Genomic DNA, 22381 nt, shown 5'->3' with positions numbered 1-22381 from the left:
TTTACCGGAGCGCCTGGCTTTATTTCCTCACTTCCCCTGGCCAGGAGATTATCGCCTCCTTCAGATCGCCAATTCTTCGTTGAACTCCTGAAAAGGAAGATTACCCAAACCGCTTCTTCGAATGCAGCACAGCGTCGTTAATTCGCTTTTTAATTTCAGCAAGAGGCAATTTTTCCTTCAATTTGGGAGGGTCAATGGCGGGGTCGATATCATCAAAGTAGTTGACTGACCGCAAAGCAATGAGCGGGTTGAAATTAGGGTACTTAGTAGTGTAGAAGGCGATCATTTCGTTCATCGAGAAATGCTCCAGGAGGTAGTAGACGTCTATAAAGTCCTTGAGCTGTTTGCCGGAGTTGGAAATAGCATTGAGCTTCATGGCGGCAAAGTCTTCCAATGACTCGTTATGCAACATCCAAAAAATCAGATTTAAGGAAAAATTTCGACCACTCCTTTTCCCTTCTGCCCAGCTGAGCACTCCAGTCTATCGTTTCAAGAATCTTAGGTTCTCCGTAGTACCTAATAATCTCCTTCCATTCGTCAAGGTTTCCCAATTGAAGCACTCTCTCAATGACAATCTTGTATGACTTGTCATAGTTGAAAGTCTCCAGATCGTACTCCCAAAGCAAATGGCCAGGCAAATTGGGTTTTTTATCCATTAACGTAGCAGTCTGTTCCTGGCTTTAAATGAAAAGCCAATGCAACACTAATTTACAAAACTCGGTTGATAATTATACGGTTAGGTTGTGAGAAGCAAGTTTAAGCCTCACTATCCGCCATCCTGTTGTGCTCCGACTGGAACGCAAAGTCGATTTCGGGGTATTTGGAAATCATCACGTCAAGCATGCCTTTGGATTCAGCCAGATAAACGGGTAAACCATCTTTATCCAGTGCGATAGAGTTGGCCTTAAAGTCGAGGAAGTCCTTAAGCTTGGCAGGGTTGTCGGAGCTTACCCAGCAGGCTTTGTACATGGGCATTGGTCTGAACCGGCAACTGGCTCCATATTCATGCAGCAGTCTGTATTGAATCACGTCGAACTGTAGTTCACCCACGGTGCCCACTATTTTTCTGTTGCCTGGTTGCTTGATGAAAAGCTGTGCAACTCCTTCGTCAGTCAACTGGTGAATACCCTTTTCCATCTGCTTCGATTTCATGGGGTCAGCATTTTCCAACTCTCTGAAAATCTCCGGGGAAAAACTCGGAATCCCTTTGTAAGTGATCATCTCACCTTCACTCAATGTGTCACCAATTTTGAAGTTCCCGGTGTCATATAAACCTACTACATCACCAGGAAATGCCGAGTCAATCGTTTCTTTGTCCTGGGCCATGAAGCTTGTAGGGTTGGCAAACCGAACATTCTTGTTGAGCCTCACATGGTGATAAAATTTGTTCCGCTCAAACACTCCGCTGCACACCCTGAGGAAGGCGATCCTGTCGCGGTGGCGTGGGTCAAGGTTGGCGTGTATCTTGAAAACAAAGCCCGAGAAGTTCTTTTCGGTAGGAAGCACCTCACGAAGGTTGGTGTTCCGTGGCAAGGGCGTTGGGGCAATTTCTATGAAAGTGTCAAGTAGTTCCTGTACACCAAAGTTGTTCAAGGCACTGCCAAAAAACACCGGAGCCAAAAGCCCGTCCAGGTAGTTCTCCTTATCAAAAGGTTCATAAGCCATTTCAACAAGCTCGGCGTCTTCTCTCAACGTATCGGCATCTTTGCCTATGATTTCTTCCAGCTTGGGACTTTGGAGATCCGAAAATGAAACAATATCTCTCTCAACGGCGGTCTTGTTGGCATTGAAGAGATTGAGGTGCTTTTTATACAGGTTGTAGACTCCTTTAAAATCCGAACCATTGTTGATAGGCCAGCTCAGCGGACGCACTTTAATGCTCAGCTTGTCCTCCAGCTCGTCCATAAGCTCGAATGGGTCTTTGCCCGGCCGGTCCATTTTATTCACAAACACAATCACAGGCGTGTCCCGCATCCGGCATACGCTCATGAGTTTTTCGGTTTGCTCTTCCACACCCTTCACAGAGTCTACCACAAGTATAACGCTGTCAACAGCGGTAAGCGTCCGGTAGGTATCTTCTGCAAAGTCTTTGTGACCAGGAGTGTCCAGCAGATTGATCTTGATGCCTTTGTATTCGAAACCCATCACGGATGTAGCCACGGAAATGCCACGCTGCTTTTCTATCTCCATAAAGTCGGAGGTAGCAGTCTTCTTGATTTTGTTGTTCTTAACGGCTCCGGCTGATTGAATAGCACCGCCGAAAAGAAGTAGTTTTTCCGTCAACGTTGTTTTTCCCGCATCGGGGTGACTGATAATGGCAAATGTTCTGCGGCGATCTAATTCTGCAGTGTTCTTCATACAACTCCTTAACTATTCGTGATTTACTCTGGATTTGGTGGATAAAAGGGCCTCATTCACAAAGATTTTGCAAATATAAGTCTTTAAAGACAAGGGATCGACATGCAGTGTGAGAAATAGGAACTTACACTAGCCCCCGCTTTTTTGAATATAGTTCAGGAGGGTCTTTTTCAATGAGTCAATTTCCTTTTGGGAAGCGTCTACTGCCGCCGCTTTCTCTGCTATCAGTTGTCCCAGCGTGTTGATGGCGGCCACCAGCTCTTCATCCTCAAAGGCGGTGTCTTTATCGGTACTTCGGGCCTTGGACTTTTCCAGTTTTGCCATCAACTTCTGTCTTTTTGCTACAGCTTTTTGGTGATCGGCGCTGGTTTTTTTGGCTTGCTTTTCGGCAACAACTATCAGCTGTTGAATGTAGTCACCATAGAATTTTGACTTGAATTCCTGAAGGAAATTCTTTGTCTGCTGCATATACTCTTTCCTTGTCGGCGCATCCATATTCACACTATTCAGCACAAGCGTTAACCTGGAAGAATTACCATCGACCTTTATTTCGGAAAACATTTCTATTGGCACATTCGACGAACCTTTTTTAGGGGGCACTGAAAGTTTCCAGTAAGTTTTGCGGTTTTTTACCCTGGCTACGGTTTTAAGGTACCGCCACCAACCCTTTTTCAGGTTTTTTGGAGGGAAGTCGAACTGAGCCGTATAACCAGAGTGCTTGTCGCTGCCAATCGTAAGGGAAGCCGACGCCACTGCCGGGCCGAAATCTGGCACAGCTGTTGAACTGGCCCCGGCATTTTTGCTTTGAGCCGACACGCCTGCTGCTGAAGTCAAGATAATTAAAACAGAAAGCAGGAATATGCAGTTTTTCATTCAAACACCATTTCTTATTTAACGCAAATGTTGGCTAAAAATGCGTAATTAATACGGAAGTTGAAAAGTGAATTATACAGAGGTAACAAGCAGCAAAAGCATCTGGTATGAGAGAGACAACGAAAGGCAAAATACTGGTAACGGGAGGAAGCGGTTTAATTGGAAGCCGCCTGAGCGAGTTGCTGACCGAGGCTGGGTACGAAGTGGCTTGGCTGAGCAGGTCTTCCGGAAAGGCCGACAAGTATAAAACCTATAAATGGGATATTGAAAAGGGGGCGATACAAGATGGTGCCCTGGAAGGCCTTGAAGCAGTTGTGCATTTGGCAGGTGCAGGAGTCGCCGATAAGCGCTGGACGGAAGCAAGAAAAAAGCTGATACTTGAAAGCAGAACGAAGTCGACAGCACTGCTCATGGAAAAGCTCTCGGCTCTTAAGCGGAAACCTAAAGTATTTATTGGCGCTTCTGCGATTGGGTACTACGGCGCCGATACTGGCGATGCTATGATTGATGAAAAGTCACCAGCTGGAGACGATTTTCTTGCCCAGGTGGTAAAGTCCTGGGAGGCATCATCCGCTCCCGTTGAAGACATGGAAATGCGCAGGGTGCTTATCCGGGTAGGAGTTGTGTTGAGTGACAAAGGTGGCGCACTGCCACAACTACTAGCCCCACTTAAATTTGGGTTCGGTGCCCCTTTAGGAACCGGCAAGCAGTGGATGAGCTGGATTCATATCGATGATCTCTGCAGCTTGTTTGTTGAAGCCATTCAGAATACTGCCTATGAAGGAGTTTACAACGGCGTAAGTCCATCGCCAGTCACTAACAAAGAAATCACAAAAGAGGCTGCAAAAGTATTGAAGAAGCTGCTTTGGCTGCCACCCGTTCCTGGCTTCGTTCTGAAAGTGGCGCTTGGTGAAATGGCGCAGATTGTCCTGGGTGGTAGCAAGATTTCCTCCAAAAAAGCTGAGAGTATGGGATTCAAGTTTGATTGTCCCCACCTCAAAGGTGCTTTGGAAAGCATTTTGCTGAAATAGTCTTTGCCACTGCCAATCAGCAAATCATGTTTTCACCTTCGTTTTAATTGTCTCGATTTAAACGTATTTTTGCGTTTTGGCAAATCTGTACTGCCCCCAAGAAAATAAGAGTATGCGTAAATTCATCATGTTGCAGCTTTGGCTCGGCATCCTTATCATCGGCGGTTATTTTGTTTACAAGCGCACCACGGGCAAAGATGAATACCTGACGCCGCCCCCCGCTTCCATGGAAACAGTGCCTCTGGAGGTCACTCTGCCAGATAATTACGTCAAAGTGTTCGAGTTGCCAGATACCCTGAGTTTTGCAGGAGAGCCGGTGCCCTTACATATGACAGATGTGAGGGAACGACTTGACAGGGAAATACATGTCAACTCCTACTGGCACAGCAGCACGATCTTCCTTATCAAACGATCCAACCGCTGGTTGCCTTTGCTTGAAGAGCTGCTCAAAGAAAATGGCATTCCTACAGATTTTAAGTATTTGTCAGTGATTGAAAGTGGCCTTGAGAATGTTGTTTCTCCAAGGCAGGCAGTAGGTTTTTGGCAAATACGAGAAGGTACTGGCAACGATTTTGGCCTGGAGATCAATCGGGAGGTTGATCAGCGCTACGACCCGATTGCTTCTACAGCGGCGGCGGCCAGATACATGCTCAAGGCAAAGGAAAAGTTTGGGAACTGGACCAACGTGGCAGCATCCTACAACATGGGAATGAAAGGGCTGGCAGACGAGCTCGAGGAGCAGAAAACAAACTCCTACTACGACCTGCTCTTGAACGAAGAAACTTCCAGGTACATGTTCCGCCTGCTTGCCATCAAAGAGATTCTCGAACACCCGAAAAAATATGGATATGATATTCCGCAAGAGCTATTGTACCCTGTTATTCCGCTAGACACGCTGCGAGTTACCGAAGACATACCCAGTTTGGTCGACTTTGCCCAGGCAAGAGGCTTGTCATACAAGGAACTCAGACTGCACAACCCATGGTTAAGGAGGGGTGCTTTGAATGTTAGGAAAGGAAAAAGCTACTTACTCAGGCTTCCCGAAGGGCATCTTGAAGTACTGCCCACCAACAACAAAGCAGATGCCCTTAACTCAGGAAATTGATTTAATTTAGAACGTTTTGTATCCATCAACAGCATGCCAAAAGATACTTTAAAAGCACCGCAACCAACAACGGAGAGTAATGGGAATGAATTGGTAAATGGTGCTGCAGATGGTATTGAGTTTCTCGAGATTTTCGGGGCCAGGGAGCATAACCTGAAAAATATTGATCTCAGATTCAAGCGCAATCAATTGGTGGTCATTACGGGGATCAGTGGTAGCGGTAAGTCATCTTTAGCATTTGACACCATCTATGCTGAGGGGCAGCGTCGTTACATGGAGAGCTTCAGCGCTTACGCCCGCTCGTTCATTGGCGAGCTTGAGCGACCCGATGTGGATAAAATTAATGGACTTAGCCCGGTTATTTCTATTGAACAGAAGACCACTTCTAAAAACCCTCGTTCTACTGTAGGCACGGTCACTGAAATTTATGACTTTCTGCGTCTGCTTTACGCCAGAGCTGGTGACGCCTATTCTTACCTCACGGGGAAGAAGATGACCAAGCAGAGTGAGGATCAGATCATCAGGCAGATTCTTAAGCAATACGATGGCCAAAAATTGGCTATCCTTGCTCCGGTGGTTAAAGGCCGAAAGGGGCACTATAGAGAACTTTTTCAGCAGATAAGAAAATTGGGCTTTTCAAGGGCAAGGGTAGATGGCGTTTTGGAAGAGATCACCCCCAAGATGCAATTGGATCGCTACAAAACCCACGATATCGAAATTGTGATTGACAGGGTGGTGGTAAGCGAGAAAGACAGCAATCGCATTACCCAGTCCACCAAAACGGCGATGACCCAGGGCAAGGGTGTCATGATGATTTTGCTGGAAGATGGAAGCGTGGCCCACTTTTCGAAAACGTTGATGGATCCTGAGACGGGGCTTGCATACGACGACCCGGCTCCAAATACCTTCTCCTTCAATTCACCCTATGGTGCCTGCCCGGACTGCAATGGCCTGGGGGTCATTCAGGAAATATCGAGAGAGTCGGTCATGCCCGATCCCAATATCAGCATTAGCCGGGGAGGGATAGCACCGCTGGGGGAGTACCGGGATATATGGATTTTCAAGAAGCTGGAGGTTATTCTCAAAAGACACAGGCTAAGTTTGGCCACGCCCATTAAAAACATCCCTGAAGAGGCGTTGAAGATAATACTGTTTGGCGACGATGAACCTGTAGCAGTTGCCTCTGTTAAATACCCAGGCACAGAGTGGAACACCAAGTTTGAAGGCATCATCAATTTCCTTGAAAAGCAAAAGGACGGCGGCTCCGACAAAATGCAGCAATGGGTGGATGAATTTACAGTTAGTACCATCTGCCCATCCTGCCATGGTGCCCGACTTAAAAAAGAAGCACTGCACTACAAAATCGACAAAAAGAACATTTCCGAGCTGTCTTTCATGAACATCACCCAGCTTTCGGAGTGGTTCGAAGGACTGGAGACCCGGCTGGACGAGCGACAGAACATCATAGCAGCCGAGGTATTGAAGGAAATCAGGAAGCGAATCGGGTTTTTGTTGGACGTTGGCCTGGATTACCTGAATCTGGATCGGCCCCTGAGAACGCTTTCCGGGGGAGAAGCTCAACGTATTCGTTTAGCCACACAAATAGGCACCCAGCTAGTTGGTGTGCTCTATATCCTTGATGAACCAAGCATTGGCCTGCACCAGCGTGACAACGTGAAGCTGATCAAGGCGCTGAAAGACCTGAGGGATCTTGGCAACACAGTGATTGTAGTGGAGCATGACCGTGATATGATGATGGAAAGCGACTTCCTCATTGACATTGGGCCAGGTGCAGGCAGGCACGGTGGCCAGGTGGTAGCTGCTGGCACACCGCAGGAGGTTTTAGAAAGCAATTCGCTGACTGCAGGCTATCTTAATGGAATTAATAAGATCGCTGTGCCGAAGGAAAGAAGAAAGGGAAAGGGCGAAAGCATTGTGCTGAAAGGAGCAACAGGCCACAACCTGAAAAATGTCACCCTCACTTTGCCAATTGGCAAGATGCTCTGCATCACCGGGGTGTCGGGCAGTGGCAAGTCTTCGCTGATCCACGAAACACTTTTCCCTATTCTCAGGAAGCACTTTTACGGCAGCAGATCCGAACCGCTCCCTTATACTGAGATCAAGGGAGTTGAACATATCGACAAAGTGATAGAAGTGGATCAGGCGCCTATTGGCAGAACGCCACGATCTAACCCAGCCACTTATACCGGTGCCTTCTCAGATATTCGTCTGTTGTTTTCGAACCTTCCTGAGGCGAAGATAAGAGGCTACAAGCCTGGTCGCTTCTCGTTCAACGTAAAGGGTGGTCGTTGCGAAACTTGCGAAGGGGCGGGGATGAAAGTCATCGAAATGGATTTCCTGCCCGACGTGCATGTGCCGTGTGAAACATGTAAAGGCAAGCGCTACAACAGGGAGACGCTGGAGGTGAGGTTCAAAGGCAAGTCAATTTCAGACGTACTTGACATGACGGTGGAGCAAGCCGTAGAGTTTTTCGAATTCCAACCCAAAATACTCAGACGGATTCAGACCTTACACGAAGTCGGCTTGGACTACATCACGTTGGGCCAGCATGCCACAACGCTTTCGGGTGGAGAGGCACAGCGGGTGAAGCTGGCAACGGAGCTTTCGAAGAAAGACACAGGCAAGACGCTGTACATTCTTGACGAGCCCACTACCGGTCTGCACTTCAAAGACATCCAGCACCTGATTGACGTGCTGAACAAGCTTGTGAACAAAGGCAACACAGTCCTGATCATTGAGCACAACCTCGACGTAATTAAAGTAGCTGATCACGTCATTGACCTGGGACTTGAAGGTGGCGACAAAGGGGGGCAGATACTTGCGGAAGGCACACCTGAAGAAGTGGCAAGAAAGCAGGTAGGGTATACTTCGAAGTTTCTGAAGGAAGAACTCGAACGGGCATAAATAAAAAATCCCGCTGAAAAAACAGCGGGATTTCCACACCTAAACCTACCATGTGTTACCCCGATTCATCGGGGTAAACCACCTACTTAAACTAACTACTAACCTTTATGTTTTAATCTTCCAACATGTAGTAGCTGTTTCCAGCGTACTCCATCAGGAATTCACTTTTCTTTATCAACGATCTTTCTTGTGAGGAAGGATCTTTTTCCAACACCTCCTGAAGTGGCTGCTCCAGCAACACATTCCAGCTTTCGTCAAACACTACAATTTTATCCTGCAACACAGGAATGTCTTTGACACTTAATTCGTTATTGAGGCTGTTGATGATTTCAGCAATTTCCGCCTGCGAAAGCTTGTAGGGATTTTTAGCTACAAGGTCGCTCGTGAAGGTGCTTCCTATCAAGACTATACCTGCAATGCTCAAAAAAATACTTTTCATAATTTTGGTCTTTTCCAATTCTTTAATAATGTTCTGTTTCTTGGTCCTGACCAAAATGAACGCAAAATTATATTCTTTGTTTCTTATTTTTACAGAACATATTAATGAAGAGGTGCGTTCTGAGGTAAGAAAAGTGAGCGAACTCCAGAAAATGACACAGGTTCACACTAGTTTTATTCAAAAAGTACAATTTATGAGCTGATGAACCTTGCCAAATTAGCTATGAAGAGGGGCGGAAGAGGGGAATCTTTTATGAGCTAAGGCAGCAGCAATATCAAAATAATAATTGCTTATACTGGAAAAAAGCAGAACATAATTCTGGTATAATTTACCAAAAAAATAGAACAATTATAAGAATCCAATCAATGTAACTTTATCTCCTATTATGTCAGACCAAATGAAAAAATCGGGCGATATCATGATCCCTCAGACCTCCAGAAAAAGAGTAGTAATCATTGGTGGAGGATTCGGAGGCTTAAAAATAGCGAAAGGTTTGAGGAAAAAAAACTTTCAGGTAGTTCTTTTTGACCGACACAACTACCATACTTTTCAACCTCTCCTTTATCAGGTGGCTACGGCGGGCCTTGAGCCTGACTCTATTGCCGGGCCTTTGAGAAAGCGACTAAAGAATTTCAAAGACTTCTACTTTCGAATGGCCACGGTTGAGTCAGTCGACACATCTAGGAATTGTATAATTACGGAGATCGGAGAACTGACCTATGATTACCTCGTCATCGCCAATGGGTCGCTCACTAACTATTTTGGCAATAGTGAGCTGGAGAGAAATGTTTTTCCCCTTAAGCAGATACCACATGCTCTCAACCTGAGAAGCCAGCTTTTGCAGTCATTTGAAAAGGCAGTGCTTCAATCTGACACTGAGGAAAAGCAAAGCCTGATGAACTTTGTGATCGTAGGGGGCGGCCCAACGGGAGTTGAGTTGGCAGGGGCACTTGGAGAATTGAAATTACATGTGCTGCCGAAAGACTACCCTGAGATCAACTTCAAAAAGATGATGATCTATCTGGTGGAAGGCTTGCCAAGACTGCTCAATGGCATGAGCCATGAGGCGGGCGAAAACGCTTTCAATTACCTTAAGCGATTCGATGTGCAGGTGTTGGTCGACAAGAAGCTGAAATCGTACGATGGGAAAACTGTCATTCTGGATGATGGCATGAGCATTCCGGCTAGTACGCTGATTTGGGCGGCCGGTGTAAAAGGAAACGTTTTGCCTGGCGTGGCAGATGCCTCTGTTTTCAAGAGCCGCATCAAAGTAGATGAGTACTGCAAGGTGTTTGGTACCGACAATGTGTATGCTATCGGGGATGTGGCATATTTTCCGACTGAAGCATACCCTAATGGCCTGCCCATGCTTGCACCTGTTGCCATTCAGCAGGGAACCCTGTTGGCGAAGAACCTCGTCAACCTGGACAAGGGAAAGGAAATGAAGAAATTCGAGTACCTTGATAAAGGCAGCATGGCCACCATTGGAAGGAATAAAGCCGTTGTCGATTTACCTGGTAACATAAGAATGAAGGGTTTCATTGCCTGGTGGGTTTGGATGTTCATTCACCTGCTGTCCATTATTGGCTTCCGCAACAAATGGATCGTGCTTAGCAACTGGATATGGAATTATTTCACTTTTGACCGAAGCACGAGGCTTATTATAAGGCCTTACGTGAAGAAACCTGCCAGGCAAGAAAAAGAACCCGAGAGGGAGGAAGTTACCTCCCGTTGAAAGAGCTCACTAACGGTTTGAAATTGAGAAACACTCCACTTAACCGGAATGTATTAGACCAAGTGTGGATTTTATTTATATTTCGCCCATAAGATGATCAATAAGAGGCGGATATATTGGATTTGTCAGATTGGTGGGTGGTCGATTTACGGCTTCAGCAATTTGTTCCTGCTGTCGACTGCGAAAACGTTGACGCTGTCCGACATTACGGGGCAAATCATTTCGACGGCTTTCTATATTCTCATCACACACTTCTTAAGGTTATTGGTTATTAAAAGAAATTGGCTTGGTAATTCATGGCCAATTCTCATTCCTAAGGTGATATTTTCCACCTTTCTGGTGGGTATCATCGACTACTTCTTTCTGTTGGCCCTTCAGTATAGTCTGGGCACTTTGATGAAAAGCGATTTGAGCTTTGAGACAATGAGTGCGAACGTTCTCATCTCCTGGACGCTCACTTTTATATGGGCATTGATTTATTTTACCTTTCATTATTTTGAGAGATACAACAAGTCTCTTCAGTTTGAGGCGACCATCAACGAAATTGAGCTTAACAACCTGAAGTCGCAGCTAAATCCGCACTTCATTTTCAATGCGCTCAACAGCATAAGGGCGCTGGTCGATGAAAACCCGTCGAAATCCAAAATAGCCATTACGCAGCTTTCGAACATACTTAGGTATTCCCTGATTCTCGACAAAAAGAAGCTTATCCCCTTTCAGGACGAGCTCCAAACGGTAAAGGATTATCTTGCCCTGGAAACCATCCGATTTGAGGAAAGACTTAAGACAGAATTTCAAATCCATCCCGATTCTTACCTTTACATGGTGCCGCCTATGATGATTCAAACCCTGGTTGAGAACGGAATCAAGCATGGCGTGTCCAACCTAAAACATGGCGGGCATATAAGGGTGACCACAGAAGTCAAAAATAATACACTGATGGTGCAGATCAGAAACAGTGGTTCGTACAAGAACGGTGTGGTGAGTCCCAACGGAGGGTTTGGACTTCAAAACACCAAGCGCCGGTTGAAGCTTATATATGGTAGTGGTGCCTCATTTAAAATTGCCAACGAAGGCACAAACATGGTGTTGACTGAACTAAAATTTCCCGAAACAATTTAATTACTGATAATAGATCTAGACATGAGAGCACTGATAATCGACGACGAGAGGTTGGCACGGAAAGAGCTAACAACTTTGCTAAGCGTACACAAAGACATTGAACTGATAGGAGAAGCCGTCAATGCTGATGATGCGTTTGAAAAAATCAACACCATGCAGCCAGACCTGATTTTCCTGGATATCCAAATGCCGGGCAAAACTGGGTTTGAACTTCTTGAGAGCCTTGAAAGAGTGCCAAAAGTTATATTCACAACGGCGTATGATGAATTTGCCATCAAGGCGTTTCAGTATAATGCGCTCGATTACCTGCTAAAGCCAATACAGCCGGAAAGATTAAACGAAACCGTCAAGAAACTATTCAACGAAGGAGTAGCACAGGACGAGGAAGATTTGTCAGGCATGCCTCAGAAAAAGCTTGGCGCTAGCGATCAGGTATTTGTAAAGGATGGCGACAAATGTTGGTTTGTCAGACTTTCAAACATCAGGTTGTTTGAATCGGATGGCAACTATATAAAGGTCTATTTCGACAACTTCAAACCCATGATTCATAAGTCGCTCAACGCTCTTGATGAACGATTGGATGACAGAACTTTCTTCAGGGCAAGCCGCAAGCACATCGTCAACCTTGATTGGGTGGAATCCATAGAGCCCTGGTTCAATGGTGGCCTAATGGTGCAGCTAAAAGGTGGTGAGAAGGTGGAGGTAAGCAGAAGGCAGGCTGCCAAGTTCAAAGACATGATGTCTTTGTAAGCTACTGCTTCACAATATTGATAATCTCCTTTTCGATGTGCCAGTCCTTGGCAAGGTTTAACATAGCGGTTGCCTCCATTTCAGTGAGGTAGCCTTTTTTGTCATTGTCCTGCCACACGGAAAGGAGGTATTTTATTCTTTTCTCTTTCTCAAGCTTGCTTATTACCTTGTTCAGGTATTCCCTGGAGCGGTCAAAGGCAGAAAGATAGTCCTCAGCAATAAAAGTATTGGCCCATTGCAACTCGTCAAACGCATCGAGTGATTCCGCTGAGTCGTTCAGCATGTTTTGCTCATCTTCATCTAATCCATGGTAGTGGAAGATAAGCGATTTAAGAAGCATAAAGGCCTTTTTCTCTTCTTTTTCCATTGTTCTTAACGTGTCCAACAATCAGCCTGCTGTCTTCGGTAGTTACAGCATAAGTTGAGAAGTGATTTCATCTGCAAAAAGTTTGCCTTTTTTTGTTAAATATAGTGTACTATCGGTTGTAAATAATAACTCTTCCTTACGAAGAAGAGAAAGCTCCTTCTCTTTTTCCTTCAAAAGGTTAACCCCGAACTTTGTGTCGGCCAGCTCAAGGCTGGTGCCCCACATGGTGCGAAGAGTGGTCAGCAGGTACTCGTTGAAGGCCTGACTGGCTTCAAGCACCTCCACTGTATATGGAATTTTACTATCGCTAATGGCCTTGATATACAAAGCATTGTTGACAATATTGTATTGTCTGGTTGAGCTATTGTAGGAGTGGGCACTTGGACCAATGCCCAGATAGGGTTTTTGTTGCCAATAGGCAGTGTTATGTTTCGAGTACCTCCCGGGTTTCGCAAAATTAGAGATCTCGTATTGTTCATAGCCAGCCCCTTCCAACACTGAAACCAGCGTTTCAAACTGCTCGGCAGAAAAATGATCGTCTATCGGAGCCAGCTTGCCTGTCTTTTGCCATTTACCGAAAGCGGTTTTTTCTTCAATGGTCAGGCAGTACGCCGACATATGAGGCACATTCAGCTCAATAGCCTTTTGCAAATCGTTTTGCCATACCGAGTGATCTTTAAAAGGCACACCATAAATCAGGTCAATACTGATGTTTTCGAAACCGGCCTTTTGTGCAAGCTCCACACATTTCAACGCCTGGCCACTGCTGTGCGACCGGTTCATAAATCTCAGGTGTTCATCCCAAAACGATTGAATTCCGATACTCAGCCTGTTGACCCCAAGTTTCTTGAAGGTGTCAAGCTTAGCTGTTGTCAAATCCTCCGGATTAGCTTCCAGCGTCACTTCCGCCACCTTCGTCCACTCAAAGCTTTCTTTCAATGCGCCAAAAACCTGCTGCAAGTCGCCCTCATCAAGCAGCGACGGTGTTCCACCACCTAAATAGACGGTTTCTATGGCCTCATTATTTAAATACCCTTTTTGAAGTGTAATTTCATGGCAGATTGATGCAATGAGGTCACTTTTTAACTTCAGCGACGTGCTGAAATGAAAATCGCAATAGTGACATGCCTGCGAACAAAAAGGAATATGAATGTAAATTCCGGCCAAGAGCGTTTACTTTATACAGCAAAACTAAGCAAAACATTGGGGAGACTCGCAAGCTACCTTTTGGCATGGTGGACAATAACTCTTTTCTGCACCATCGAAGCGATGTCGCAGGCTTACGTAATAAACATTGAGCCTTCTGACACGGTGGCAAGTAGTGCCCTAGGCGCATTGGACAACAGAAAATTTAACGATTCTCTTCACGTAATTTCAACTCTCAACCAAATCACCTCGAAGCTCAGGCTCGACGGATACATCTTCGCTGATTTTCATGATATGCACTGGAGCCATGATTCTGTCAATGGATTCCTGTCAGCAGGTAAAAAGCAATACCTGTCTCTCCGAAATGCCAGCGACGGCAAACAATATTCCTCCTGGAGCAACCTTCAAAGCAACGCAACATTCAACAAAGACCTTGAGTCTTACCTCAACAATGGCTATCCATTTGCCAGGCTTTACTTTAAAGAGGCTACATTTTCGTATGACACCCTTAGCGCCACGCTTGATGTTGAAAAGGGGCCGCAGATTGTTTTTGATTCACTTGTCGTGATTCAGAAGGGCAGAACAAAGACCAACTTCCTTCAAAAGTACCTTTTCATAGCTGAGGGCACCCCTTACTCGGAGAGGGCCTTTCAGGGCATCGCTTCAAGAATTAACAACAGCGGATATTTAAGAACCACGTCAAGCCCCCAGGTGGAGTTTTATGCTGGTAAGGCGAGAGTTAGTCTTGCTCTCGACGAATTGCATGTCAACCAAATTGATGGAGTCATCGGGTTTTTACCCGATCAAAATTCCGAAACGGGCAAGCTGCTGTTAACTGGTCAGGTTGAAACCGACTTGCATAACCTGTTTGGAACTGGCAAACATGTGTATTTAAACTGGCAGAACTTCAATGTGGCTTCTCAAAAGCTGGACGTGGCCTACGATCATCCCGTGCTGCTTGGCTCGCCGCTCGATTTTCATGGTGGTTTTCAGCAGCTCAAACAAGATTCCTCTTTTGTCACCAGATCGGCCCAGGCTGGCTTTAAGCTCCCAATTGGCTATTTCCTGAAGTTTGGGTTTGGGCTAGACTTCAGACAAAACAGCCTGTTATCAGCCAATCGAATAAGTAGTACCGAGAAATTGGTCGATGCCGATAGCCGCTTGAACCAGTACCAGGTGGGTATGACATACACCTGTCTTGATGACATACTTCTGCCTTCAAAGGGCATGTCCTCCGGCTTAAGAGTGGGTATTGGCCAAAAAGAGATTGTTAGAAACAGTATAGTTGATCCTGAACTATACAATGACATCAAGCTCAAATCAATCCAAACGACCATGGAAGGTTACTTCGAAAATTATTTGAAGCCGACGAAGGCTATTGTTTTCGCCCAGCAGGTGTATGTGGGCGTCATTCTCAACGATCAGGTTTTCAGGAATGACCTCTTCAGGTTTGGTGGTTTGAGAAGGCTTCGGGGCTTCAACGAAAATCAATTTTATAGCCAGCACTATGGCGTGGGAGTGGCGGAGCTCAGGTTTTTGTTTCAGGAGGAGAGCTATTTCGTCACATTTGCCGACCAGGGGATTGTCGATGGAGGAGCGGGTAACTGGGTGTATGCAGCTGGGGTAGGCGGGGGCATGGCTCTGAAAGTCAACAACGGAATTTTCAGGCTGATGCTGGCTGTGGGGGGCACCAAAGGGCAGCCGATGGACATAACTCAGCCCAAAGTTCATTTCGGCTTTGTCAATCGGTTTTAGCAAGTGCGGTGCGGCAAGTTTCAGTTAAAAAACCGAAGTGTTTTGCTTATACAATTTAAGCTATCATTTTTGTGCCGATATGTTCGCCCATGAGTAACTACCGCTATCTGCTACTTCTTTTCTCTTTTTTTGTTTTGTGCGAAGCCACTGCACAGGACGGCGGTGCTACCCGGCGAATTCAGGAGGAAAGGTGGTTTTACAGCACTGAATCTAATAGTTTTGAGCCTTCTTTCAAGGTGACCTCACCCGATCCGGCACTTGTCGGATTTTATATCCAGCTAAACGGAGATTACCTCCATTTTTTGAGAATATGTGCTCCGATTGGCACTGCCGTTTGGGTGGATAGTCAGCTTACACTTGGCGAAACACAGGAAGACTGCTTTCAGCTTGATTTGGCCGAATGGCGAAGCAAGTTTGCTAAGGATTCTGTTTTTGTTGTGCTGCATAAACAAACGGGTTTGCTCTCTTCGTCTGACATAACAGCTATTGCTCATGGAGCAAGCGGTGTTACCAGTGACAAAGTAATTGTTCCGGTCAAGCGCTCGGTTGACAAAAGAGAGCACTTTATACTTTTGTTCACAATAGCTTTCTTCGTCACCACGGGGTTCTTCCGCCTTCAATTCTCCCGTATTTTCCGATCTTTTATCGACCTCAACCGGGTGCTAAGCTTCAGGGTAAGGGATGAAATGGTAAGCGGCTTCCGGCTTCTTTCTACCCCTTCCATCACTATACACATTCTGGTTAGTATGCTGGCCGCATTCTTTTTGACTATCGGCCAGTCTTACCTGTCGCCGGAGGTCCTCAGTGCCCCAACGCTATCAAACTATATCAGCGAATGGGCTGTTTATGCATTGCTTATATTGGCATTCCTATTGTCGAAGAGGTTCCTCATCCAAATTTTTGGAGAGGTCTTCCAAATGAGGGGAGCCATCTACCTACAGGTTTTTGAATACCTCCGCACCATTTTCATACTGCTTAGTATCGCACTTTTCGTCTATGTGCTCTTTTTCTATCTTTTCGGAACAGCATCGCAGTGGCTTATTAGTAATATGGCCGGTTTTGCTATTGCCTTCCTAATTTCCGTCATGCTTTTAATGTTTTATAAATTAGCTTTTGAAACCCGCTATCAAAAACTTCATTTATTTTCATATCTTTGCGCCACCGAAATATTACCAGCCATTCTTTTGATCAAATGGATGTTTTTTTGATCCAAAGTGTAGCAGTCACTCAAAACAGGAAATAGCGCAGATATGATCTTGGAAGATAAGAGTAGGCTTAAAAAGGTATCAAGTATCTTAGTTTCTCAGCCAAAACCTTCTGACCCAAATTCCCCATACTTCAAACTTGCAGAGCAATATAATATTAAGGTTGACTTCAGGCCATTTATAAAAATTGAGCCAACCAATATTAAAGAGTTCAGGCAGCAGAAAGTGGATATTTTGGCGCACACAGCCGTGATATTTACCAGCCGAAATGCGGTGGATCACTTTTTCAGACTCGCTGCTGAAAGCAAGATTGAGATTCCAGCTGACATGAAATATTTTTGTATTTCAGAACAAACAGCAAACTATCTTCAGAAATACATCGTCATCAGGAAGAGAAAAATCTTTACAGGTCTTCGAACAGCAACTGACCTGATAGAGATTATTAAAAAGCACAAAAACGAAAAATACCTTTTCCCATGTTCCGACATAAGGAAGGAAGACATCCCCGTTTTTCTTGAGGAAAATGGTTACAAGTTTTCTGAGGCTATCATATACAAAACTGTGGCAAGCGACCTCTCCGATCTTGAGGATGTTTACTACGACATATTGGCCTTCTTTAGCCCATCGGGGATCAACTCACTGTTTGTCAACTTTAAGGATTTTAAGCAAAACGATACACGAATTGCAGTGTTTGGTCCTACGACAGCAAAAGCTGCCAGAGATGCGAACCTGGTGCTCGACATTGAAGCGCCTCTTCCCAATGCCCCTTCTATGACCGGCGCCATTGAGCTCTATATTAAAATGGCAAACGGATTAGCGTAGCTTCAGCTAAGGTTGGCAGGCTTTCAGGTTGTTGTAGAAAGTACTTTAGCTTTTACGCTAGTTTAACTACCTTAACGGCAACGAATAAGCTGCATGAGAAACAAATTGTTTTTTATTATTCTTCTGGCGGGTGCTGGTTACACGGCTTCCGCACAACAAGATGCTCATTTTAGCCACTACATGTTCAACCAGGCCCTTTACAACCCAGCCTGGCTGACGCAGGAGAAAAGTGGCTATGTGTCTGCCCTGCACCGAACGCAGTGGGCCGGTTACGCAACTTCTTTCGACGGATCCGGCGGTGCTCCTACCACACAGCAGTTTAACTTCGGTATGCCGCTGGCAACCGTGCCCGGCGCAGTTGGCGTAACAGCCATTCACGATCAGCTGGGGCCGTTGACCAACGTGCATCTGCAGTTTCTGGGAGCGTACTACAAAAACTTTAATCGGGGAAGGGTCAGCATAGGTCTTCGACCTTCATTGGTCATGCAAACCATAGACTTTGATCAGTGGAGATTTGTTGATCCGAATGACCCACTTAACAAGGGAGGTCGAGAGTCTCAGCTTAGGCCAGACCTTAGCTTCGGAGCCATGTATTCCAACACCGATTTTTATCTTGGAGTAGGCATCAACCATATTTTGTCGCCTTCTTTTGATTTTGGAATCGCACAAATAGAAAACAGGCTTGAAAGATCAGTTAACCTGATGGCCGGGTACTCCTTTAACCCCACTTACAATCTGGAAGTGAGTCCAAGCGTTCTTGTCAGGTCTACCTTCAAAACATTTACTTTTGATGCAAGCGCCATTGCTACCTACCAAAATAAACTTTGGGGAGGCTTGGGCTTCAGGGAGTCTGAAGCTATGATTGTACTTCTGGGGTATAACTTCCTCAAAGACGGCATCTTGAAAGTCGGTTATTCTTTTGACTATGTAATTGAAAGCAGAGAGGCAAAACAGTCGACCTCTCACGAAGTTTTTGTCAGATACAAATTAGGTGGGCTCACAGGCGGCGGCGGAAAGAAAATCATCCGCACACCGAGGTTTAGGTTCTGATAGCGGAAGCTTTTTACTGCCCGAAGTGGATTATTTGTGAAACAAAACAGGGGTAATTAACGGAATTATTCTTTTTTTTGTTAAAATTGCGTTAACCGACTCTAAAAAAATTGGTATAAAAGACCTTAATGATAATATTTGTAAACTTTGTGTTGTTTTATAGTTGCAGGATTTTTTATAAACTAGGTGTTATGAATAAAAAGAGTGTTGTAAAAAACTTAGCTCTTCTGATTATTTTTGCTGTCGTTTCACAATCGTGTGGGCTACTTGGCCTTGGCGGTGGTGGGTATGACGACAGAGGAGAGCTTGTGGGTGTTCCTGACCGGGAAGGTTGGGAGATGACGATACCATTTGGAATGGTGTCAGTACCTCCGGGTACTTTTCACATGGGCCAGGCGGATGAAGATGTGGCTGCTACGCAGATCAACTTCAACAAGCAAATCACAATCGGTGGTTTTTACATGGACGATACTGAGATTACCAATAATGAGTATCGTCAGTTTGTTGTAGCAATGTCTGAGGGATCAGAAGTAGACATGCCAGAGGGTATTACGCTGGAAGATATCTATCCCGATACTGCTGTTTGGGTAAGAGATTACACACACCATATGGGCGACCCTATGATGGTGTACTATTGGTCTCACCCAGCCTTTGATAACTATCCTGTGGTAGGAGTCGATTGGGAATCTGCGCAAGCATTTTGCGACTGGAGAACAGAGCATCTAAATTCCTATCGGGCAGACCAGGGCTTATTCAGGATGCCTAACTTCAGGCTCCCTTCTGAAGCTGAGTGGGAATATGCCTCAAGAGGTGGCAGAGATATGGCTAAGTATCCGTGGGGTAACCCATACATTAGAAATACGAAAGGATGTTTGTTAGCCAACTTTAAGCCAGGCAGAGGTAACTATTTCGATGATGGATTCGCTTACACAGCGCCCGTAGCAACGTTTTTTGCCAATGATTTCGGTCTTTACGACATGTCAGGCAACGTAGCCGAGTGGTGCGAGGATGCATTTGATGAGGCTTCAGTTCCGTTAGTGTGGGATCTGAACCCAACTTATAACGATGACAATGAACCTAGAAAAGTAATAAGAGGAGGATCGTGGAAAGACATCGCCTACTATCTTGAGACAGGTACAAGAACATTTGAATATAAGGACACTTCCAGAGCAAGTATAGGCTTCCGTTGTGCGATGACTTACCTCGGAAGGTCAGCTGGCAGTGAATTCTAAACACTAACCTAAACCCATTCTAAGAACTTAAATTTTTAAACAGATGAGCAAAAAAGGCGGATTTCAGGAGCTTCTCTTTTCAACAATAATGCCCAAAGTTTATGGTATTGGCGCTGCTGTCGTAATTGTCGGCGCCATGTTCAAAATCCTTCACCTTCCCGGTGCAAGTGAGATGTTGGGTATTGGACTTACCACAGAAGCAATTATTTTCTTTCTTAGTGCATTCGAACCGAAGCACAAGGAGGTAGACTGGTCAAAAGTTTATCCAGAGTTGGCTGACGACTTCGACGGTGGCCCGGCAAGACCCAGACCAGCAGCTGTTGCTGTGGGTGACGGAACAAGCCAGAAAATGGATAAAATTTTGGCAGAAGCTAAGATTGGCCCCGAGTTATTGGATAGTTTGGGTAAAGGCATGAGAGGTCTTGCAGACACGTCTAATAAGATGGCTGCATTAGGGGAAGCATCAGTTGCGACCAACGAGTACGCAAACAATGTGAAAGCCGCTTCTAAGTCGTTGACAGATATGAACAAAGCCTATGCTACTACAGCTACAGCTATGACAGAGATGGCCAACGCTTCAAAAGATGCTAAGGAATATCATTCTCAGGTTCAAAGCGTGACTAAGAACCTTAGTGCACTGAATGCAGTGTATGAGATGGAACTTCAGGATGCTAATACTCACCTGAAGGCGATGCAGAAGTTTTATTCAAACATAGGTACTGCCATGGAAAGCATTGCGCAGGCCGGTAAGGACACAGAGCAGTTCAAAGGCGAATTGTCTAAACTTACAACGAATATTACGCAACTGAACAAAGTTTATGGCAACATGCTTACTGCCATGAAGGGTTAATTTATTTCTACTAACCACCAAAAAGTAAAACTATGGCTGGAGGGAAACAATCGCCGAGAGATAAGATGATCGGTATGATGTACCTGGTACTGACTGCGCTTCTGGCACTGCAGGTAAGTAATAGTGTACTGGAGAAATTTGTTCTGATTAATATGAGCCTTGAGGCGACTGTCGTAGAGAAGGTTGCGGGGAATGTAAGCACAATCGGCAGGATAGAAGCTGCTGTCACAGAATCAGGCGAAAGAGCTGACGACGTGGCGGTGCTCGAGAAAGCCAAGGCACTTCGGGAAGAGACCGAGAAAACGGTTCAGGAAGTTGAGGCATATAAGAATCGACTCATCGAAATTACCGGAAACAAAGACGAGCATGGTCAGCTTGTTGGCCAAAAGGATATTGATGCTGCCCCGGCCCTATTCATTAATGCGGGTGAAGGAGATGTGTTGAAAGAGAAATTGAATAAATTCTCTGAATACCTTCGTCAAACTACTGGTGATGATTCATTCAAGGACATTGCTTTGGATGCCAAAGACGTGCCGGTATTCGCTAACGATCCCAATCAGAATACCAAGGGTTTTGCTGAGTTGAACTTTGGATCTAACACCCCAATGGTAGGCGCACTTGCCACACTTAGTCAACTTCAAATGGAATTGATTGACTCTGAGGCAAGGGCACTTGAGACACTTGCAAGACAAGTCGGTGCAGCGGATCTTAAGTTTGATCAGATTGTTGCGATGGTTCGGCCAGAGTCCAATATTGTGGCTGCCGGGACTAAGTTCCGGGCTGAATTATTTATTGCGGCATCATCCTCGTCTGCTAACCCAACAATGACAATTGATGGGAGAGAGATTCCGGTAGTGGGTGGAATGGGTCAGGTAGAATTTACTGCTACACCTGGAAACTATGTGAACGGACGTGCTGAGAAGTCGTTTGAAGCTGCTATCACAGTAAACTCAAGAGGAAAGGATACGACTTTCGTAAATACTGTTAAGTACTTCGTTTCAAAGCCAGTAATACAGGTGCAGTCTGCTTCATTGTCAGCTTTGTACTTGAATTGCGGTAACGAACTGAATATTCAGGTGCCCGCAATGGGAGAAGCCTATGATCCTTCATTTAATGTAACAGGTGGTACTGCTACAAAAGATCCTTCAAAGAAGGGCTTTGTTACAGTTGTTCCTCAGGCAGCAAAAGTAGATATAGCAGTGTCGAGTGGCGGGAACTTGATTGGAACCGAAACGTTCACTGTAAAGAGAATACCCAAGCCTGAAATAGTTGTGTATGACCGTGGCAGAGCGGTTGACATGAAAATGGGCGTGGCTCAACCGCCGAGAGCGCTTCAATTGAGAGCGGAGCCTGATGAGTCATTTGCTTCTTTGCTTCCGAACGATGCCAGATTCAGAGTTACCGACTCGGAAATTGCATTAGTAAGAGGTGCGAGAGCCGTTGTGGTTCGTCGATTCCAGGGGCCAGACATCAACCTGGCTGATATAGCTGGGCAGGCAAGGAGCGGCGATGCAATAGTGATTGACATTAAACAAGTACAACGTATGAATTTCAAAGGCGCCACAGAGGACTTTAACAACTATGGCCCCAGGATTCTTACAGTTCGAATACAATAA

At 45.4% G+C, this 22381-nt stretch carries 20 protein-coding genes; 13 read left to right on the top strand and 7 right to left on the bottom strand.

Annotated elements, in window-relative coordinates:
• Nucleotides 1–100: 100 nt before the first annotated feature.
• From RIF36_RS06605 to RIF36_RS06590, 4 genes are all read right to left on the bottom strand, one after another.
• Nucleotides 101–412 (bottom strand): hypothetical protein, encoded by a 312-nt coding sequence (locus tag RIF36_RS06605; RefSeq protein WP_350126534.1) that lies wholly within the window; start codon nucleotides 410–412, stop codon nucleotides 101–103.
• On the bottom strand, nucleotides 402–656 hold the full coding sequence (locus tag RIF36_RS06600; protein WP_350126531.1) for a DUF6922 domain-containing protein: 255 nt from the start codon (nucleotides 654–656) through the stop codon (nucleotides 402–404). The genes RIF36_RS06605 and RIF36_RS06600 overlap by 11 nt, the downstream gene beginning before the upstream one ends.
• A gap of 100 nt (nucleotides 657–756) precedes the next feature.
• Entirely contained in the window at nucleotides 757–2358 is a 1602-nt protein-coding gene (locus tag RIF36_RS06595; protein ID WP_350078625.1) for a peptide chain release factor 3, read from the bottom strand.
• A 129-nt stretch (nucleotides 2359–2487) separates the two neighbouring features.
• Complete coding sequence (locus RIF36_RS06590; RefSeq protein ID WP_350126528.1) at nucleotides 2488–3231, bottom strand: hypothetical protein; 744 nt, start codon at nucleotides 3229–3231, stop codon at nucleotides 2488–2490.
• Between the two features lie 107 nt (nucleotides 3232–3338).
• Here RIF36_RS06590 and RIF36_RS06585 point away from each other — a divergent pair, with 107 nt between their 5' ends.
• The 3 genes from RIF36_RS06585 (at nucleotide 3339) to uvrA (ending at nucleotide 8292) form a co-directional block, all read left to right on the top strand.
• The gene (locus RIF36_RS06585; protein ID WP_350126526.1) at nucleotides 3339–4262 is read left to right on the top strand and encodes a TIGR01777 family oxidoreductase; all 924 of its coding nucleotides are present in this window, start codon (nucleotides 3339–3341) and stop codon (nucleotides 4260–4262) included.
• Nucleotides 4263–4374: 112 nt separating this feature from the next.
• Nucleotides 4375–5367: a lytic transglycosylase domain-containing protein gene (locus tag RIF36_RS06580; RefSeq protein ID WP_350086898.1), complete on the top strand. Its 993-nt coding sequence runs from the start codon at nucleotides 4375–4377 to the stop codon at nucleotides 5365–5367.
• Nucleotides 5368–5400: 33 nt separating this feature from the next.
• Nucleotides 5401–8292, top strand: coding sequence for an excinuclease ABC subunit UvrA (gene uvrA, locus RIF36_RS06575; protein ID WP_350086901.1), 2892 nt, complete (start codon nucleotides 5401–5403; stop codon nucleotides 8290–8292).
• Between the two features lie 112 nt (nucleotides 8293–8404).
• On the opposite strand, the gene RIF36_RS06570 is transcribed toward uvrA, so the two are convergent.
• Nucleotides 8405–8731 (bottom strand): hypothetical protein, encoded by a 327-nt coding sequence (locus RIF36_RS06570; protein ID WP_350078617.1) that lies wholly within the window; start codon nucleotides 8729–8731, stop codon nucleotides 8405–8407.
• A gap of 385 nt (nucleotides 8732–9116) precedes the next feature.
• Here RIF36_RS06570 and RIF36_RS06565 point away from each other — a divergent pair, with 385 nt between their 5' ends.
• The 3 genes from RIF36_RS06565 (at nucleotide 9117) to RIF36_RS06555 (ending at nucleotide 12338) form a co-directional block, all read left to right on the top strand.
• Entirely contained in the window at nucleotides 9117–10466 is a 1350-nt protein-coding gene (locus RIF36_RS06565) for an NAD(P)/FAD-dependent oxidoreductase (protein WP_350126523.1), read from the top strand.
• A 93-nt stretch (nucleotides 10467–10559) separates the two neighbouring features.
• Nucleotides 10560–11588, top strand: a complete 1029-nt coding sequence (locus RIF36_RS06560) for a sensor histidine kinase (protein ID WP_350126520.1) — start codon at nucleotides 10560–10562, stop codon at nucleotides 11586–11588.
• 21 nt (nucleotides 11589–11609) lie between these two features.
• On the top strand, nucleotides 11610–12338 hold the full coding sequence (locus tag RIF36_RS06555; protein WP_350086907.1) for a LytR/AlgR family response regulator transcription factor: 729 nt from the start codon (nucleotides 11610–11612) through the stop codon (nucleotides 12336–12338).
• Between the two features lies 1 nt (nucleotide 12339).
• On the opposite strand, the gene RIF36_RS06550 is transcribed toward RIF36_RS06555, so the two are convergent.
• A complete protein-coding gene (locus RIF36_RS06550) occupies nucleotides 12340–12705 on the bottom strand; it encodes a hypothetical protein (protein WP_152001655.1) in 366 nt (121 codons plus the stop codon).
• A 42-nt stretch (nucleotides 12706–12747) separates the two neighbouring features.
• On the bottom strand, nucleotides 12748–13872 hold the full coding sequence (hemW, locus tag RIF36_RS06545) for a radical SAM family heme chaperone HemW (RefSeq protein ID WP_350078611.1): 1125 nt from the start codon (nucleotides 13870–13872) through the stop codon (nucleotides 12748–12750).
• 36 nt (nucleotides 13873–13908) lie between these two features.
• On the opposite strand from hemW, the gene RIF36_RS06540 reads away from it, so the two are divergent.
• The 7 genes from RIF36_RS06540 to porM all read left to right on the top strand — a co-directional run bounded on the left by RIF36_RS06540 (nucleotide 13909) and on the right by porM (nucleotide 22381).
• Nucleotides 13909–15606 (top strand): BamA/TamA family outer membrane protein, encoded by a 1698-nt coding sequence (locus RIF36_RS06540; protein ID WP_350126517.1) that lies wholly within the window; start codon nucleotides 13909–13911, stop codon nucleotides 15604–15606.
• 89 nt (nucleotides 15607–15695) lie between these two features.
• On the top strand, nucleotides 15696–16814 hold the full coding sequence (locus tag RIF36_RS06535; RefSeq protein WP_350126514.1) for a DUF4271 domain-containing protein: 1119 nt from the start codon (nucleotides 15696–15698) through the stop codon (nucleotides 16812–16814).
• A gap of 42 nt (nucleotides 16815–16856) precedes the next feature.
• Nucleotides 16857–17633 carry a uroporphyrinogen-III synthase gene (locus RIF36_RS06530; RefSeq protein WP_152001659.1) on the top strand — a complete coding sequence of 259 codons (777 nt, stop codon included), beginning with the start codon at nucleotides 16857–16859 and terminating at the stop codon, nucleotides 17631–17633.
• Between the two features lie 93 nt (nucleotides 17634–17726).
• Nucleotides 17727–18683: a PorP/SprF family type IX secretion system membrane protein gene (locus RIF36_RS06525; protein ID WP_350126511.1), complete on the top strand. Its 957-nt coding sequence runs from the start codon at nucleotides 17727–17729 to the stop codon at nucleotides 18681–18683.
• Nucleotides 18684–18874: 191 nt separating this feature from the next.
• Complete coding sequence (porK, locus tag RIF36_RS06520) at nucleotides 18875–19915, top strand: T9SS ring complex lipoprotein PorK/GldK (RefSeq protein ID WP_152001661.1); 1041 nt, start codon at nucleotides 18875–18877, stop codon at nucleotides 19913–19915.
• A 43-nt stretch (nucleotides 19916–19958) separates the two neighbouring features.
• Entirely contained in the window at nucleotides 19959–20765 is an 807-nt protein-coding gene (gene porL / locus RIF36_RS06515) for a type IX secretion system motor protein PorL/GldL (RefSeq protein ID WP_226940634.1), read from the top strand.
• A gap of 32 nt (nucleotides 20766–20797) precedes the next feature.
• The gene (porM, locus tag RIF36_RS06510; protein WP_350126509.1) at nucleotides 20798–22381 is read left to right on the top strand and encodes a type IX secretion system motor protein PorM/GldM; all 1584 of its coding nucleotides are present in this window, start codon (nucleotides 20798–20800) and stop codon (nucleotides 22379–22381) included.

It is taken from the genome of Imperialibacter sp., from assembly GCF_040222815.1.
Lineage (GTDB): Bacteria > Bacteroidota > Bacteroidia > Cytophagales > Cyclobacteriaceae > Imperialibacter.
The sequence above is the reverse complement of the archived record's forward strand: the minus strand, read 5'-3'. Positions and strand labels throughout refer to the sequence as shown.

Bases quoted from the DNA above. Each gene is read 5' to 3' on its own strand.
- RIF36_RS06580 (WP_350086898.1), top strand. From the start codon at position 4,375: ATGCGTAAATTCATCATGTTGCAGCTTTGGCTCGGCATCCTTATCATC.
- RIF36_RS06585 (WP_350126526.1), top strand. From the start codon at position 3,339: ATGAGAGAGACAACGAAAGGCAAAATACTGGTAACGGGAGGAAGCGGT.
- RIF36_RS06605 (WP_350126534.1), bottom strand. From the start codon at position 412: ATGTTGCATAACGAGTCATTGGAAGACTTTGCCGCCATGAAGCTCAAT.
- porL (WP_226940634.1), top strand. From the start codon at position 19,959: ATGAGCAAAAAAGGCGGATTTCAGGAGCTTCTCTTTTCAACAATAATG.
- porK (WP_152001661.1), top strand. From the start codon at position 18,875: ATGAATAAAAAGAGTGTTGTAAAAAACTTAGCTCTTCTGATTATTTTT.
- RIF36_RS06595 (WP_350078625.1), bottom strand. From the start codon at position 2,358: ATGAAGAACACTGCAGAATTAGATCGCCGCAGAACATTTGCCATTATC.
- RIF36_RS06600 (WP_350126531.1), bottom strand. From the start codon at position 656: ATGGATAAAAAACCCAATTTGCCTGGCCATTTGCTTTGGGAGTACGAT.
- RIF36_RS06560 (WP_350126520.1), top strand. From the start codon at position 10,560: ATGATCAATAAGAGGCGGATATATTGGATTTGTCAGATTGGTGGGTGG.
- RIF36_RS06550 (WP_152001655.1), bottom strand. From the start codon at position 12,705: ATGGAAAAAGAAGAGAAAAAGGCCTTTATGCTTCTTAAATCGCTTATC.
- porM (WP_350126509.1), top strand. From the start codon at position 20,798: ATGGCTGGAGGGAAACAATCGCCGAGAGATAAGATGATCGGTATGATG.
- RIF36_RS06565 (WP_350126523.1), top strand. From the start codon at position 9,117: ATGTCAGACCAAATGAAAAAATCGGGCGATATCATGATCCCTCAGACC.
- RIF36_RS06530 (WP_152001659.1), top strand. From the start codon at position 16,857: ATGATCTTGGAAGATAAGAGTAGGCTTAAAAAGGTATCAAGTATCTTA.
- RIF36_RS06570 (WP_350078617.1), bottom strand. From the start codon at position 8,731: ATGAAAAGTATTTTTTTGAGCATTGCAGGTATAGTCTTGATAGGAAGC.
- RIF36_RS06590 (WP_350126528.1), bottom strand. From the start codon at position 3,231: ATGAAAAACTGCATATTCCTGCTTTCTGTTTTAATTATCTTGACTTCA.
- uvrA (WP_350086901.1), top strand. From the start codon at position 5,401: ATGCCAAAAGATACTTTAAAAGCACCGCAACCAACAACGGAGAGTAAT.
- RIF36_RS06535 (WP_350126514.1), top strand. From the start codon at position 15,696: ATGAGTAACTACCGCTATCTGCTACTTCTTTTCTCTTTTTTTGTTTTG.
- RIF36_RS06555 (WP_350086907.1), top strand. From the start codon at position 11,610: ATGAGAGCACTGATAATCGACGACGAGAGGTTGGCACGGAAAGAGCTA.
- RIF36_RS06525 (WP_350126511.1), top strand. From the start codon at position 17,727: ATGAGAAACAAATTGTTTTTTATTATTCTTCTGGCGGGTGCTGGTTAC.